Here is a 14,669-nt window from a genome sequence, read left to right as displayed (position 1 = left end):
ATGTACGTATGTGCTTGCGTGTCTGTGCGCTTGTGTAAGCGCGTCAGTCGGTGAGAGAGTCAGTGAGTGTGTGCTCCTCAGCCAATACCAGGGCGATCGGAGAGGATCAACCTGGTGGGACGGCGTGGGTCCACTCTCCTCAGAGCAATGAAAGGCAGGCTATGAGTAGCAGCATTGTCGAAGCAGCCATCGGAGCCGAACTTCCCCCACTGGTGAAGCCACCGATTACCCGCGAACAGCTCCACCGCTATGCCGAGGCTTCCGGCGATTACAACCCCATTCATCTAGATGACGAAGCGGCGCGCCGTGTTGGGCTAGATGGGGTTATCGCCCACGGTATGCTCAGCATGGCCTTCCTCGGCCAATTTATCGAGCAGCAGATTGCCGCTTACCCCGATGCTTTGCTCACCCGCCTCAAGGTTCGCTTTGCCAGCATGGTGCGTCCGGGCGATGTCTTGACCTGCCGTGGTCTGGTCACGGCGCGCAGCCGCGAGCCTGATGGGCGTGAGCTAGTCACTATCGAATGTTGGGCTGAGAACCAACGTGGCGAGCGAGTAACGAGCGGCGAGGCTGTAGTCTCTTTGCCGCCAGCCTAAGTGAGTGACTGCACCGGTCGACTAACAAGGAGGTTTGCGCATGGTCGAAGCCAAGAACATCAGGGACATTGCCGACCTGCGGCTTCAGTACGACCTGGCGATCTACAACTGCCAGCGCTTCGGCACCTATGAGGCCTTGGTCTATGAAGACCCCCAGCTAGCTGAGCCCCGCCGCTATACTAATGTCGACATCGCTCGCGAGGCCGTGCAACTGGCCGCTGGCTTACGCGCGCTTGGCATTCAAGCTGGTGACCGCGTGATGGTCATGATCCCGAACTGTCCCGAGGTCATTATCTCTTACCAGGCGATTGCGCGAGCTGGCGCCATAGTCATCCCTGTTCTTCCTCTCCTGAAGCCACCCGAGGTACACTACATTGCGCAGAACTCGGGAGCTCGCCTGTTGATCACCAGTCCGCTGCTGCTCCCATTACATGGGGCTACCCTGGCCCAGGTGCCTACGCTAGAACAGATCATCTACGTCGGTGATCCGGCAAGCGTGGAAGGGCTTCCAGCCGGGGCCAACCTGCAACTTCACGCTTATCAGGATGTCCTCGCTCGCGGCGCCGATTACGCTGATTACTACCTGAGCGACTTACCCGGTGTCCAACTGACGCCCGATGACACTGCTGTCATTCTCTATACTTCGGGCACGACAGGCCGCCCCAAGGGCGTCATGCTTTCCCATCGCAATCTTGTGGCCAACGCGGTCAGCGGACGCGGCGTCGGCGGCGATGAGGACCCCCAGGCCGCCGAAAGCCAGGGCGAAACGCACCTCGCTATTCTGCCTCTGGCCCATGCCTATGGCCTCGTGGCCTCCAACGTGGCCTATCTCAACGGCGCCCGTATCGTGATGCTGCCTCGTTTCGACACTACTGCCGTCTTCTCGGCCATCGAACGCTACCGTGTTTCCGGCTTCGCCGGTGTGCCCGCCATGTTCGTTGCCCTGCTGCACAGTCCAGATGCTGACAAGTACGACACCAGCAGCCTGCAGTACTGCGTCAGTGGCTCGGCTCCCTTACCGGTAGCAGTTCTGGAGGCCTTCGAAAAGAAGTTCGGCTGCCGCATTCTCGAAGGCTACGGCCTCTCGGAGGCCACGGCTGCTCTCACAGGCCATAATCGCGAGATGCCGCGTAAGCCGGGCTCGGTCGGCAAGCCGCTGCCGGGCGTCGAAATCCGCATTGTTGACGAGAACGACCAGGACGTCCCGGTAGGCGAGGTAGGTGAGATTATCGCCCGGGGCCCCAACATCATGCAGCAGTACTACAACCTGCCCGAGGAGACCGCGGAGGCCATGCGCAATGGCTGGCTCCATACCGGTGACATGGGGCGTATGGATGAGGACGGCTACATCTACGTGGTGGAACGCAAGAAGGACCTGATCATCCGCGGCGGCTTTAATATCTATCCGCGCGATGTAGAGGAAGTGCTCAATCGCCATCCTGCCGTCGTCGAGTCCGCCGTGATTGGTATCCCTTCCGAGCGGATGGGTGAGGAAGTCAAGGCTTTTGTCGTTACACGCGAGCCGGTTGACGCAGAGACACTCAAGGCTTTCTGCCGCGAGTACCTGGCTAACTACAAAACGCCGAGCGAGATCGAGTTTGTGGATTCGCTGCCGCGCAACCTCGTGGGCAAGATCGACAAGAAGGAGCTGAGGAGGCGCTATGTCCAACAGTCCTGAAAGGAACCCGCTAGAGACCGCGCCGCTCTCCCAGCTAGAGGGCACGCCGATCGATGCCGTCCTTAATATCATCGATCAGGGCCTGGTGCAACTGCCCAGCTATCGCGAGCTGTATTATCGCTGGGAGCGTCAGCAGTGGCAGGCCCAAGAGCTGGATTTCAGTTATGACCGACAGCAGTGGCAGACCATGCCCAACGAGGAGCGGCAGGCACGCATGTATGGCCTCTCTGCCTTCTTCAAAGGCGAGGAGTGCGTGACCAATACGCTGGCTCCTTACGTGGTCGCCATGCCCGATGAGGAGATGCGGCTCTTCTTGACTACGCAGCTTGTCGACGAGGCCCGCCATACGGTCTTTTTCGACCGCTTCTTCCGCGAGGTGCTGGGAGTTGAGCAGGAGAGCCTGGACGGAGCCTTGCAGGTGGCTGTCGGATACATGAATGAGCACCTGCGCGCCATCCTGATCGGGGCCCTGGCGGAAGTGGCCGAGCGTATCCGTCAGGAGCCGGATCACCTTGAGCACCTCATCGAGGGGGTGACGCTCTACCATATCATCGTTGAGGGCACGATGGCTTTGGCTGGTCAACGCGCCATTCTAGAGACCTACCGTCAATTCAATCTCTTCCCCGCTTTTCGCGCCGGTTTCACTGCCGTGGCCCGTGACGAGTCGCGCCATGTCCTCTTTGGCGTCAAGTTTCTGCGCGATATGATCCAGCAGGATCACGAGCGGGCGCGCATTGTCCATGCCGCAATTCAGAAGTATCTGCCAACTGCTCTGGCCGGCCTCACACCTCCCGAGCGCGAGATTCCGCAGTACCTGGCGGCGCGCCTTGATCCCTGGCAGACTCCACGCTATGCCATCGAGTCGCTCAGAAAGAAGCTGAAGGGTATCGGGTTGAGTATGGAGCTACCCAGCGTGCCACCGCCGCCCGTCTTTCAGGCGTAAGGAAAGAGAGAAAGCCCCAGGGAGGGCGAAGGCTTCTTTAGGAATAAGCCAACCTTAGCGGCAGCGTGGGCGCCGCCTGAGAGGCGAGCGAGCGCGGGGCGGCGCTCACGCCCTTGCCTGTCTGTCCGCCTTGATGCTGGTCTTGTCTTGGACAGTGCTGGCCAGCCAGCCATCCGCCTACGGCCAGTTTGCTCCGTCGCTGGGGCTATCCCAGCTAACCCAAGAGGATCAGCGCGGGCAGCGGTCGGGAGAAGACGACACGATAGGCAAGCCGGCCTTGCCAGACCCGGTGCAGCAATGAGCTAGCTAGAAAGAAGGAGGTCACGAAGAAGATGATTACGGCCCTGGTCCTGATGAACGTTGAACGCGGACAGATCAACGAGACCGCACAGCGCTTGCTGGAGATCCCCGGCGTGGCTGAGGTCTATTCGGTTACCGGCGACTACGACCTGGTGGCGCTGCTGCGCCTGCCCCGCTATGAGGATTTGGCTGAGGTCGTGACGGGGAAGATGACCGCTATTCCGACGATTCTACGCACACACACCCTGATGGCCTTTCAGTGCTACTCGCGGGCCGATCTGCAGCAGGCCTGGGATCTCGGCGTCGAGTAGCCAACGGAACAAGCTCAACAGGGCTGCCACCAGGTCATACCAGCGGATATCTCACTCACAGTGTGGTCAGATCGGCATGCCTTGCTTGCCCAGCTCCCCGCGAATGTGAGCGATCTCGCCAAGATGGGTGAAGCAATGCGTGAGACAAATCTGACCGATGGCCTGGATAGCCGGCATCTCGCCCAGGGGCTTCACCTTTACAACGCGCGCCGACAGCTCAGCCCCTCCATCCTGCACGGCAGCCAGGTAGTCTTCAAACTCCCGCCAGACTCGGGCTGCGTACTCCATAAACCGTGAAGGATCGGCGATACGCAGTTGCCGAGCCTCCTCAGTGCTCATGCCAGTGCCCTGAACACGCGGCGGCAAGCCCAGGCGTGTAGGCCAATCTTCCTCATTCCAGATTGGCTGTCGGCCCTGTAAAATAAAGCGCAAAATGTTATCTTCCGTACGTACGCAGTGCCAAAGTAAAAAGGCGATCGTGTTGACCTGCCCCGGGCCCTGATAATGCCATTCCTCTACACTGAGATCGCTGACGCTATTGCGCATCCACTCATGCAAGCGACGCTGCTCCAGTCGGAAGAACTCGATAATATTCATGGCAACAGGTTGACCCCTTTCTGAGACTCGCCCAGCCTGGTGCCCCGCCTCAGCGCGGGCTGGTCTGCTGGCCTTTTACAGCCCATCAGCAAGCAGCAGGCAAAGAAAAGACGGCGTGCTCTCACACTCAGGAGCTATTGTACACGCCGTCGTTGCTCTCTACCAGGTTGCTGGCTAACGCTCCCTCGCCTCCTGGCGGAGGCGGGGGCTGCCCGGACTTGGTCACTCATCTTTACGCTATGCTCCTCGCCCGCTGGCTTGCCCGCCGCCGGTCTAGCGCGAAACCAGCTCACCGACAGCAACGCTCTCGGTCAGCAAGGAAGAGGGGGCAAGCGTCTCCTGCTCGACCAGCTTGTATTCTCCAGAGATCTCCTCCAGCGAGCGCCCGCTCGGTTCAGGCAGCGTCAGCAAGGTCAGGACCAGCCCAGCCACCGAGATCATGGCGGTGAAGGTCATCACTCCTGGCAGATGGAAGCTGCTGAGCAGGAAGGGGAAGATCAAAGCTCCGATAAAGGCGCCTACCTTGCCCAGGGCAGCCGCAATGCCGTGCGCCGTGGAGCGGACCATCACCGGGAAGATCTCCGCCGGGTAGACGAAGGTCGTCACATTCGGGCCGAACTCGGTGAAGAAGTAGCTCACACCGTAGACCAGGAGGAAAGGCCCTGTGAGCTGAGTCAAGCTCGGGAAAATCGCCAGCAGTCCATAGGCCAGAGCCATCATAGCAAAGCCCACACACTGAATCCACCTGCGACCCAGGCGATCGATGGTCAGCGCCGCCACGATATAGCCGGGGAAAGCGGCCACCAGGAAGATCAGCAACGTATAGACCATGTTGAGCAGCAGGCTGGAGTGAGCATTGAGGGCTTTGAGTACCAGCGGGCTGGAGATCGTCGTACCATAGTAGGCGATGTCGAGCAGAAACCAGGCACCAGCGGTACCAATCAGCCAGAGCAGGTAAGGGGGCCGCCAAAGCAACGGGAGCCAGGAGCGCTTTGAGGTCTTCGCCTTGACTGACTCGGGCTGAGTGCTGCGGCTCGCTGCCCGGGACTGCATTGCGGGGCGCGTGCCATTGTGGCCATTCTGGCCTGTAACCTGACTGATCGTCGCCGCAGCGGTCTCTAGATCGCCTTGCATCATCAGGGCAAAGCGGGGCGTCTCAGCGATTTGGCGGCGCAGATAGAAAGTAGCCAGGGCGGGCACGGCGCCCAGAGCCAGCATAATGCGCCAGGTCAAATCGTGGTCCAGGCCGGCCAGCAGGAGGGCGATAGCCACCAGAGGGCCGAGAATCAGGCCTACCCCCTGCATCGCAAAGACCATCGTCACCAGCTTGCCCCGATCGCGCCGATTGGCGTACTCACTCATGAGCGTTGCGCTCAGAGGATAGTCGCCACCGATCCCCAGACCGAGAATAAAGCGGAAGATGATCAGCCAGATCACGTTAGGCGCCAGAGCCGAGGCCAGGGCGCCTGCCGCCAGCACCAAGAGCGTGAAGCCGTAGATCGAGCGTCGCCCCACAAAGTCAGCAAGGCGTCCGAAGATCATCGAGCCGAGAGCAGCGGCGATCAGCGAGGTGCTGCCAACGAGGGAGATCTCGAAATTGCCGAGATGCCACAGGGGCGTCAGGATCGCGAGGACAACACCAATAATAAACAGGTCATAGGCATCCGTGAAGAAGCCCATGCCTGAGGTGATCATCGCTTTCCAGTGGAAGCCCGAGAGATTGCTGTTATCAAGGGCATGTAAGACAGATCTGCGTGTTTCAATAGCACTATCCACGGCTGCAATCCGGGATGGCTCTCCGCCATCAAGCATATGTGCTGGGTCTCCTTGCTTTAGGGACATGTTTGCAACTCAAACCAGTTCTTGCAGAATCATAGCGCGTCAATGTTATGGCTTTGTTAAACCAGCTTTAAGGCTAGTTAACAAAGCCTCGCTGAGACCTGCTCTCTTCGCCCTGCGGACAACGGCCGTGTCGCCGGCTCCAAACAGAGCCTGCGAGCTGCAAAGGCCGCCACGTCTAGCGGAGCAGTACGTATCCGCCTTCTCAGGCTAAAGGAGCGAGTCCTCTGCCAGACCGGTTTGCTGCCTCCTTTTTTCTCCCTCCACTTCATTACAACACAGATCAGCCGTCTAACCATGCCGCCCACGTACCTCACCCGCCCGAGACTGGTCACCGCTGCTTTCCTGTTCTTCAAGCACCAAAGCCGCAAGACAGGCTCGTCTTGCGGCAAGCAGGCATCAGTCGGACCTCAGCAAGCGAAATGAGACCACGCAAGCCAGCCGTCTCCTAGCCTATTCCATGTCACGGAGATGGCAAGCGTCGTTGTAACAGAGCAGATGCCAGTAGGCCCGTTCGCCCGGGAAGGAGGCGCCGTAATACCAATGAGTAATAGACGTATTTTGAGTTTGAAATCGAACAGATGGGAGAGCGAGTGAATTGAGGCCAAAGAAGTAAATAAATGAGCCATCGATTACACCGCCGTGACAGACCACCACGATCGTTTTACCGGCATACTCGCGGGTAATACGCTGGAGGGCGCGACCCACGCGAAGCATGAACTCAGGCCAGCTTTCGCCCTCTGGAGCCCCAGGCTGAAAAGGATTCTGCTCAAAATCGGGGCGCCCAAAGCGCTGCACAAACTCCTCTTCGCTCAGCCCGGCAGCCTGCCCCTCACGCATCTCCTGCACCTCATCGTCGGGGATAATCGGGAGGCCCAAAGCTGGCGCAATAATCTCAGCAGTCTGATAGGCGCGGCGTAAGGTACTGGCAATCAGGACATCAGCGGCAATTTCCCCTGTCGCAGCCAGGCGATCACGCAGGCGTTCGGCCTGCCTGATGCCGCGGGGAGAGAGGTCCAGATCACCGAAGCGATGTTGAACAGCGTTCAGAGATTCCGCATGCCGGATCAAATACAGATGAGTCATAAGGAGCGTCTCCTTGCTTTGCTTGTTTATACATGCATTTTTCACTTGGCAAGACAGCGAAGGACAAACAACAGCCTGCAGCGGGCCGCTCAGCCGGGCCAGGCTGTTGAGAGCGACCGGCCTACCGCAGCCGATCCTGCTCTGTTCATCTCTCATCTCATGCTACCATGCAAGGGAGCCGCGGACAACACAACACGGGGTCCGGGCCAGGTACTGGCCGCCAGGAATGAGAAATATAGTATAATGAAATGAAGTGATTCAGAGTAATGCCCTCCAAGCTCAGCCAGCCAGAGAGAGACGAGGATGGAGAAGAACCGTGGCGCGCAAGATTCTCGTCGTAGACGATGAGGAAGTGCTAGTCGAAACCATCGCCTACAACCTGGAGCAGGCCGGCTACCAGGTAATCACAGCGGCAGATGGTTACAGCGCCCTGGAAGCGGCCCGTAGCGAGCATCCCGATGTCATCCTGCTTGACATCATGCTACCTGGCCTCGACGGGCTGGAAGTCTGCCGACAGCTACGGCGCGAGCCAGAAACCGCCACTATCCCCATCATCATGCTTACCGCCAAAGGAGACGAGATCGACAAAGTTGTCGGCCTCGAAGTGGGGGCAGACGACTATGTCACCAAGCCCTTCGGGCGACGGGAGCTACTGGCGCGCATTCGCGCCTTGCTGCGCCGCGTCGAATACGGCAGCGCCTTTGACGAAGAGAGCCTGCGAGCCAGCAATGAGGCCCCAGTGCGGCCCAGGCGCGAGCTAGTGGCTGGACCCCTGCGCATCGATCTCGATGGCCGACGCATCTTCTGCCGCGACCAAGAGATCGAGCTGCAGCCCAAGCAGTTTGATCTCCTCGTCTACATGGTGCGCAACCGTGGCACGGTCCTCACGCGTGACCAACTCCTTCATAACGTCTGGGGATACGACTACGTCGGTGACACACGCACTGTCGATGTCCACGTGCGCTGGCTACGCGAGAAGATCGAAGAAGATCCAGCCAATCCCAAGCTGATCCAGACAGTACGCGGTGTCGGCTACTGCTTCCGCCGCTAGGAATAGGGGGAGAGGGCGGGAAAGAGAAGAGGTCGGCGCTCAGCCGACGGCGAGCCGGGCATCGATCAAGCGAGCGCTCAGGCTCATCACCGCTTTGCGCCGCCGCCAGCTCTGGAGCCTGCTAAGTAAGCAGGACAGAGCTGAGCAGAGCGTCCCAACCCGATCCGGGGCGTTAGCCAGGGCGCTGTTTTTCCACCCTAGAACTGGCTGAAAGCGCTAATTCAACAATAACCAAGCGAAAAAATTCGCCAGAAGGAGTTCACTGTTGGACATATTCACCGCACCGCTCAAGCTTTCTCCAGAAGCGCCCATCGACTTGCACATGCACACCACCTATAGTGATGGGCGCTGGACAGCCGATCAGCTGATCGACTATCTGGTTCAAGAAGGCTTTGCGCTGGTAGCCGTTACGGATCATGACCGTGTTGACACCATCAACACCGTACGCCAGCAGGCCGCAGCTAAAGGGCTGCCTGTGCTGGTGGGGGTTGAAATGAGCACCACCTGGCGCAACCATGCGGCGCACATTCTCTGCTACGGCTTCGATCCTGAAACCACGCCCCTGCGCCATGTTATCGCGGACGTTAAGCGTCGACAGCAGGAACAGACACGCCAGGTCTATGACACCCTCAAGAAGCGCGGCTACGCCTTTCCGCGAGCCGCAGAAGTGCTTGCCGCCAGCGGAGGAGAGCCGCAACAGCCGCGAGATAACGCCCTCCTCCTGATCGAACATGGCTACGCGCGGGACTGGCCAGGCGCCTTAGAAATTCTGCGCGAGGCTGGTCAGCGGACCATCCACGCGGAAATGGCCGAGACCGTCGAGGCTGTTCACCGCAGCGGAGGAGTAGCCTTGATAGCCCATCCAGGGCGACGCGAACGCGGCTTCACCTACTATGACCCTGCCCTCTTGGACGAAGTCCGGGCCGAAGTTCCATTAGATGGGATCGAGGTCTACCACCCCTACCACAGTCCTGAAAGCATCGAGAGCTATCTCGCCTACGTAGAGAAACACGACCTTCTGCTCAGTACCGGTTCGGACTCCCACGGGCACGCTGGCCGCATGCCCATTAAGTACCGCGCCGAGATCAGTCGGCGTCTGCTTGAGCGCCTTGGCGTGCAGGTAGGATAGAGGCGGTCGCCTCTATCCTACTCGCCATTGTGCACAATATACCAATCGGTTGAGGTCAACCCTGGGTAGGAGACTGTCTTTTTAACCACACCAGGCGGTGGACCGGGGAACTGCTTCACCGGCTTGCCCTTCTCCACCAGGAGCATGGTATCATGCCAGATGGGGCCGGCTCCATCGACACCAATTACATTGATCATCGGCGAGTTGTCGTCATTACCAACCCAGACCCCCACCACCACATCAGGTGTATAGCCCACTGTCCAGTTATCCATAAAGTTCTCCGACGTACCCGTCTTAGCTGCCGCGGGGCGCACCACGCCAGGATTGCCGGCATAACACTGCTGCTGCGAGTTGCTATAAAGGTAGAGGGCGCTGCACTTCCCGAACTCGTAGGTACGGTTATTGTTATCGCTGAGCACATCAGTGATCACAAAGGCCACCTGGCGGCTGATCACCCGCTTGCCCTGGGGCACAAAGCGATAGATAAGGCGGCCCTGAGAGTCGGTCACCGTATCGACCGCATGAGGCGGCACACGGATACCACCGTTGTCGAAGACCGCGTAGGCAGCGGTCATATCCAGCAGATGGACCCCGAGCGTGCCCAGCACCATCGTGTAGTTAGGTGTGCCGACATAGCCCGTGATGCCCAGCGCCTCCGCCGTCTTCAGAGACTTATCGACTCCGACCTGCATGAGCAGCTTGACCGCTGGAATATTAAAGGAGTTCTGCAGAGCGTAACGGTAGGTGATCAGGCCGTGATAGCTCCGATCATAGTTTTGCGGCGTGTAGGGGGGCAGGCCGCAGCACATCTGAATGGTCAAGGGGCCATCATAGACCGGCATACCCGGGCTAATCCCTTGAGCGAAGGCCGTGGCATAAATGAAGGGCTTGAAGGCAGAGCCAGGCTGGCGATAGCCCTGGGTCGCCACATCGAACTGACCAGTGTTCGGGTCATTCGGGTGAATATTGCCAATCAGCGTGCGGATGGCCCCCGTATGCGGGTCCATCACCACGACCGCTGCATCACTCATATGGTGGGAGGCCATCTTCTGAATCTGCTGCTTGGCGATATTGAAGACCTGCTTCTGCAGATTCAGGTCGAGGGTTGTGTGAACAATCAGGCCGCTGCGCGCGAGCTGAGAGACCTTGACATGCAGCACCTGGGCCAGCTCGTTGAGCGCATAATTGATGAAATGCGGCGCATCGGGACTATTCTTTACCACACCGCGGTGCAGGAAATTCGGCTGCTGCATTTCCACGATGGCAGCCCGCTCCTGCTGGGCCGTGATGTAGCCCTGAATGCGCATCTGATGCAGGACGTCCTTAGCCCGCTGGAAGGCAGCCGGCCAATTGATGAAAGGATCGCGCGCAATTGGTGAGCTGGGAATGCCGGCCAGCATGGCCGATTGGGCAATGTCGAGCTGAGCGGCTGCCTTTTTGGTCGGGGTATCCTTGAGACCAAAGTAGGTGAAGGCTGCTGCCTCGGCTCCATAGGCCTGCTCACCGTAGTAGACGGTGTTCAGGTACATGGAAAGAATCTGCTCCTTGGTGTAGTAGCGTGTCACCTGCGGAGCGAGGATGATTTCTTGTAGTTTTCTTATAATAGTATCTTTATTGCCGACAATTGCATTTTTGATAAGCTGCTGAGTGATGGTACTACCGCCGGAGACAATGCGCCCGTGGGTGAGATCGTCGAGGGCGGCGCGCACAATACCGGTGATATCGTAGCCAGGGTTATTCCAGAAATTCTGATCCTCGATAGCGATCTCGGCATGCTGGAGATGGATAGAGATCTGAGAGAGCGGGACTGTCGTCTGCAGTCCTTCGCTCGTCATCTGATAGATCAGATCTCCATTAGCATCATACATTTTCAGGTTGTCTTTGGGCAGAATATCAGCCAAAGTGACAACCTGATGTCCGAAGCGCTCTTGGGTGGCACTGACCAGGCCTGCAACGCCGACCAACACGCTGGTGAGCACGATGATCACGGCCAGCGAGATCACAGCCAGCGGCATCAGTGTCCACTGAGTCCCGATCTTCTCGGCCAGCGCGTAACGCAGATTGCTGCGGTGGAGGTTCTTACGCTTATAGTGGCGTCGCAGGCGCCAGCCGCGCGGGTGAGTCATCAGATGAGGCGCCTCATAGTAGACCCCGATGGGGGGTTTCTCAGGGCGCTCCTCCAGCCGCTGCGCGGCAGCGGCACGGCTGTTGGCCGGCAGACGAGCTGGAAGATGGAGGATCTCCGTTTTCTCTCCTGCTGACTCTTCTTCCAGGATCTCTATCTGTCTCTCGTCAGGCATAGTATATCCCTTCTTCTCTCTCCTGCTTGCTTGTTGAGCGCATGACAGGGCCTGCACAGAGGCTTTCCCTGCCTGCCGGCTGCTGACTCTTAGCGGAGATAGCGTTCACACTTCGCACATTGCACTGACCCGTAAGTCTCAGAGACAGGGCGTCATCTGAGAGTCAAAGGGTCCTTATATCCAGAATAGCAGGTAATAGAAACTGACAATCTATCGTAACGGAGTGGATTTCACAGGAAAAGTAGAATCTTGATCGCTTTTGCTGCTCCGCCTTTCAGGCAGGAGCCGCCAGAAGAACATGCCTTTACAATTGCTGTGCTTGCTTCTGGTCGTACCCCTATTCACGAACGAATGAGCGGCACTGCCAGTCACCGGCCACTCCCGCCCACGCCGTTTTCAGAGTTATATTCATATTGTAACACAGAATGTATCATTAATTCAATTATGGACTGGGAGTTACGCAATACTTTCTAGATTACTGCTGAGATCTGCCGCCTTCTCTTCCCCCGGAGAGTGGCAGGCCTGTGCTGCTTACAGGTGGTAATACGTCGATCATTCCCGTTTTGTATCGGGGGGCCAATCTTGTAGGAGAGAAAGGTAAGCAGCCGGTCGGGGAAGCATGCATGAACAGGAGTTAGGCGCCGTGGGGGGAAGTGAGGCAAAGCAAGGCAGGGGTCGGCAGAGAGGCGGTCGATAGTGGCGCTGGCAGGAGCACAGGCTTTATGAGGTGGACTGGCAAGGCGTTTGTTCGCCAGGAGAAGGGTTGCTGGGACCAGCTGCAGAAGGGAGCTGACCACGCTCCTCACCCAGGGCGGCCTCGATCAAGGCTGGTAAGATCTCATTTGTCAGCCGCTGGATTTGGTAAAGGCTTTCGGCCCAGGGGATTTCCTGGTGATCACGTGTTCCCTGGACCTCGGCCAGTTGGATGAGGGTTTCGTCGACGAGGCTGCGGAAATAGAGGAAGGCGCGCACGGCATCGGCCACGGGCACATGGGAAGCGCGAGTAATTGAGCCATACTCATGGCCGAGGTGAGCGGCTTCATGCAGCAGCTCGGGGTAGGCGCCGGCCTCGGTCAGGGCGCGCAGCAGCAGCTCTAGCAAGCGGCGTCCCAGGCGGCGATAGGCTTCGCGTGCGGCCTCATCGAAATGGCGATGCCAGGGTAAGCGATCCAGCATCCCTTCAGCCCAGGCTTCGCGCACGCGGCCCAGCACGCTTTGCACGAGGAGTCGTGCGGCGGGGTGAGGTTTGCGCTCGCTTTCCTGGCGCAAGTGGGCCTCGATATCGGAGCGGCGGAAGCGGCGATGGCCTCCACTGGTACGTCGTGAGGGCAAGGCATTGCGGTCGGCCCACAGGCGAACCGTCGCCGGGTGCATTCCCAGCAATTCTGCTGCCTCACGTAGACTTAGCCACTCCTCCTCTGGCCGTGGTGTAGAAGCAGACGTCATGGCCCGACCTCCCTCCAGAACCAGGGCCGATGTGGTGCCGACAGATGAACAACGATCGAACGAGCGAATGAAGGTCTGACGTATCTTCTGTGCGTGATGTTTCCCGAGCTTCACCAGCTGACTGACAGCACATCTCTCCCCTGTAAATAGATTGTATGGGAATTGCGCATGCCCGTCAAGGCCGCTCTCTCCCTGTTCCACAACTGACCCACAAGGCTTTTTAGCCAATGGCTTTGCTGACTAGTCTTTCGATAGTGGCCCGTTCTTCTTTAAAATGCTGTACCAGGCGTTGAATGGCCAGATCGCGCAATCGGGCACGCACTTCAGGGGTCAGCGCCTGCACAAGCACCGGGCTGACAATATAGTAGTCCCCTTCGGTGCTCTTTTCCAGAAGTCCTCGACGCTCAAGACGAGGGAAGGGATTAATACGAATAATGTCAATGAAAGCATCTTCGTCCAGCTCTGGATCTTCAATCGCTGCTCTTCTTCCACCACGCCGCCTTTCACGCGGCAATCCTTCCTGATCCCGCAGCTGATAGAAGCGCCGCACACAAGCCGCTGTTTCACGCTGTGAAAAGAAGCCGCGTTCATCAGCGCGGGTTAACATGACGAGACAGAGCAGCATCTGGTAGGCGTAGACCATGCGTGTTTCTCGCATATAGCGTTCTAATTCTTCCAGGGCCTGGTGCTGCAATGGTTCAGGAATGCTAAGCGTAGGACGTGCCGCCACAGATATACCCTTCCTGCATAAATACTCCGCATAGTCCCTCTCGCGTACTTGGCTTCCCAAGCGTTGCTCAGCAGCCTCCAGTTTTCTATATAGTTCCTCAGTAAGGGGATGAGCCTGTTTCCGGTAACCTTCCAGCACCGCTTCTAGTTTGGTAAATGGCTCGCCGAATCTTCGCCCCTCAATGAGCAGATTGAGCTCGACGTTGAGGCCCAGGCCATTATTGGTCAGATTCGAAGAGCCAATCATGGCCCAGGCAAGTCCATTGCTCATGCTGCCGTAATAGACCTTGGGATGAAAGGTGTAGCCAGGCTCGGTGAGGTAGATGTAGATCTCTGCCCCCAGCTCCTGTAGCTGCCTGAAGGCCTCCACACGATTGACTGGAGCGACTCCAACTGTGATTCGCGTACGTTTTGCAGCTTTGATGAGTGGATTGAGACCGCGTACGCCGTTAGGAGAGATATAGGCTACTGCTAGCTCTAAATCCATGCCGCTATAGCGCTCGGCTATTGCCACAAGCTGCTCTAAGGGTTGATTAACCAGTCTGGCACTCAGATTGGTCATGAGCTATGCCTTTCTCTATGGAGCTTCCTAAAAGGGAGGAGTCGGGAAGTACGATAGATAAAATACCGCCTGCTACTTGTTTATTCTAACGCACCGAGTTAA

The 14,669-nt window shown here is 58.1% G+C and carries 12 protein-coding genes; 6 read left to right on the top strand and 6 right to left on the bottom strand.

Translation table 11 applies throughout. The annotated features are described in order from the left end of the window. The first annotated feature begins 161 nt into the window (after nucleotides 1-161). The 4 genes from AC6H1L_RS12880 (at nucleotide 162) to AC6H1L_RS12865 (ending at nucleotide 3,828) form a co-directional block, all read left to right on the top strand. Nucleotides 162-596, top strand: coding sequence for a MaoC/PaaZ C-terminal domain-containing protein (locus AC6H1L_RS12880; RefSeq protein ID WP_497597896.1), 435 nt, complete (start codon nucleotides 162-164; stop codon nucleotides 594-596). 40 nt (nucleotides 597-636) lie between these two features. Further along, nucleotides 637-2,274: a long-chain-fatty-acid--CoA ligase gene (locus AC6H1L_RS12875; RefSeq protein WP_497597895.1), complete on the top strand. Its 1,638-nt coding sequence runs from the start codon at nucleotides 637-639 to the stop codon at nucleotides 2,272-2,274. Continuing rightward, complete coding sequence (locus AC6H1L_RS12870; RefSeq protein ID WP_497597894.1) at nucleotides 2,258-3,217, top strand: ribonucleotide-diphosphate reductase subunit beta; 960 nt, start codon at nucleotides 2,258-2,260, stop codon at nucleotides 3,215-3,217. Before AC6H1L_RS12875 ends, AC6H1L_RS12870 begins: the two co-directional genes overlap by 17 nt. Nucleotides 3,218-3,549: 332 nt before the next feature. Continuing rightward, nucleotides 3,550-3,828 carry an Lrp/AsnC family transcriptional regulator gene (locus AC6H1L_RS12865; RefSeq protein ID WP_497597893.1) on the top strand — a complete coding sequence of 93 codons (279 nt, stop codon included), beginning with the start codon at nucleotides 3,550-3,552 and terminating at the stop codon, nucleotides 3,826-3,828. Nucleotides 3,829-3,894: 66 nt separating this feature from the next. Here AC6H1L_RS12865 and AC6H1L_RS12860 read toward each other — a convergent pair whose 3' ends face one another. From AC6H1L_RS12860 to AC6H1L_RS12850, 3 genes are all read right to left on the bottom strand, one after another. Continuing rightward, complete coding sequence (locus AC6H1L_RS12860) at nucleotides 3,895-4,425, bottom strand: DinB family protein (RefSeq protein WP_497597892.1); 531 nt, start codon at nucleotides 4,423-4,425, stop codon at nucleotides 3,895-3,897. 273 nt (nucleotides 4,426-4,698) lie between these two features. Then, a complete protein-coding gene (locus AC6H1L_RS12855) occupies nucleotides 4,699-6,237 on the bottom strand; it encodes an MFS transporter (protein ID WP_497597891.1) in 1,539 nt (512 codons plus the stop codon). A 480-nt stretch (nucleotides 6,238-6,717) separates the two neighbouring features. After that, entirely contained in the window at nucleotides 6,718-7,350 is a 633-nt protein-coding gene (locus AC6H1L_RS12850; protein ID WP_497597890.1) for a histidine phosphatase family protein, read from the bottom strand. Between the two features lie 316 nt (nucleotides 7,351-7,666). Here AC6H1L_RS12850 and AC6H1L_RS12845 point away from each other — a divergent pair, with 316 nt between their 5' ends. Together AC6H1L_RS12845 and AC6H1L_RS12840 are read left to right on the top strand one after the other, a co-directional pair. Then, entirely contained in the window at nucleotides 7,667-8,401 is a 735-nt protein-coding gene (locus tag AC6H1L_RS12845) for a response regulator (RefSeq protein ID WP_497597889.1), read from the top strand. 265 nt (nucleotides 8,402-8,666) lie between these two features. Continuing rightward, on the top strand, nucleotides 8,667-9,530 hold the full coding sequence (locus tag AC6H1L_RS12840) for a PHP domain-containing protein (protein WP_497597888.1): 864 nt from the start codon (nucleotides 8,667-8,669) through the stop codon (nucleotides 9,528-9,530). A gap of 17 nt (nucleotides 9,531-9,547) precedes the next feature. Here AC6H1L_RS12840 and AC6H1L_RS12835 read toward each other — a convergent pair whose 3' ends face one another. From AC6H1L_RS12835 to AC6H1L_RS12825, 3 genes are all read right to left on the bottom strand, one after another. Beyond that, nucleotides 9,548-11,830, bottom strand: coding sequence for a transglycosylase domain-containing protein (locus tag AC6H1L_RS12835; protein ID WP_497597887.1), 2,283 nt, complete (start codon nucleotides 11,828-11,830; stop codon nucleotides 9,548-9,550). 720 nt (nucleotides 11,831-12,550) lie between these two features. Next, entirely contained in the window at nucleotides 12,551-13,276 is a 726-nt protein-coding gene (locus tag AC6H1L_RS12830; protein WP_497597886.1) for a helix-turn-helix domain-containing protein, read from the bottom strand. A 220-nt stretch (nucleotides 13,277-13,496) separates the two neighbouring features. Further along, entirely contained in the window at nucleotides 13,497-14,567 is a 1,071-nt protein-coding gene (locus tag AC6H1L_RS12825) for a phospholipase D-like domain-containing protein (RefSeq protein ID WP_497597885.1), read from the bottom strand. Nucleotides 14,568-14,669 lie beyond the last annotated feature (102 nt).

It is taken from the genome of Thermogemmatispora argillosa (assembly GCF_059696725.1).
Note: the sequence above shows the minus strand (reverse complement) of the source record. Positions and strands in the feature narration are given on the sequence as shown.

Bases quoted from the DNA above. Each gene is read 5' to 3' on its own strand.
- AC6H1L_RS12880 (WP_497597896.1), top strand. From the start codon at position 162: ATGAGTAGCAGCATTGTCGAAGCAGCCATCGGAGCCGAACTTCCCCCA.
- AC6H1L_RS12875 (WP_497597895.1), top strand. From the start codon at position 637: ATGGTCGAAGCCAAGAACATCAGGGACATTGCCGACCTGCGGCTTCAG.
- AC6H1L_RS12870 (WP_497597894.1), top strand. From the start codon at position 2,258: ATGTCCAACAGTCCTGAAAGGAACCCGCTAGAGACCGCGCCGCTCTCC.
- AC6H1L_RS12865 (WP_497597893.1), top strand. From the start codon at position 3,550: ATGATTACGGCCCTGGTCCTGATGAACGTTGAACGCGGACAGATCAAC.
- AC6H1L_RS12860 (WP_497597892.1), bottom strand. From the start codon at position 4,425: ATGAATATTATCGAGTTCTTCCGACTGGAGCAGCGTCGCTTGCATGAG.
- AC6H1L_RS12855 (WP_497597891.1), bottom strand. From the start codon at position 6,237: ATGCTTGATGGCGGAGAGCCATCCCGGATTGCAGCCGTGGATAGTGCT.
- AC6H1L_RS12850 (WP_497597890.1), bottom strand. From the start codon at position 7,350: ATGACTCATCTGTATTTGATCCGGCATGCGGAATCTCTGAACGCTGTT.
- AC6H1L_RS12835 (WP_497597887.1), bottom strand. From the start codon at position 11,830: ATGCCTGACGAGAGACAGATAGAGATCCTGGAAGAAGAGTCAGCAGGA.
- AC6H1L_RS12830 (WP_497597886.1), bottom strand. From the start codon at position 13,276: ATGACGTCTGCTTCTACACCACGGCCAGAGGAGGAGTGGCTAAGTCTA.
- AC6H1L_RS12825 (WP_497597885.1), bottom strand. From the start codon at position 14,567: ATGACCAATCTGAGTGCCAGACTGGTTAATCAACCCTTAGAGCAGCTT.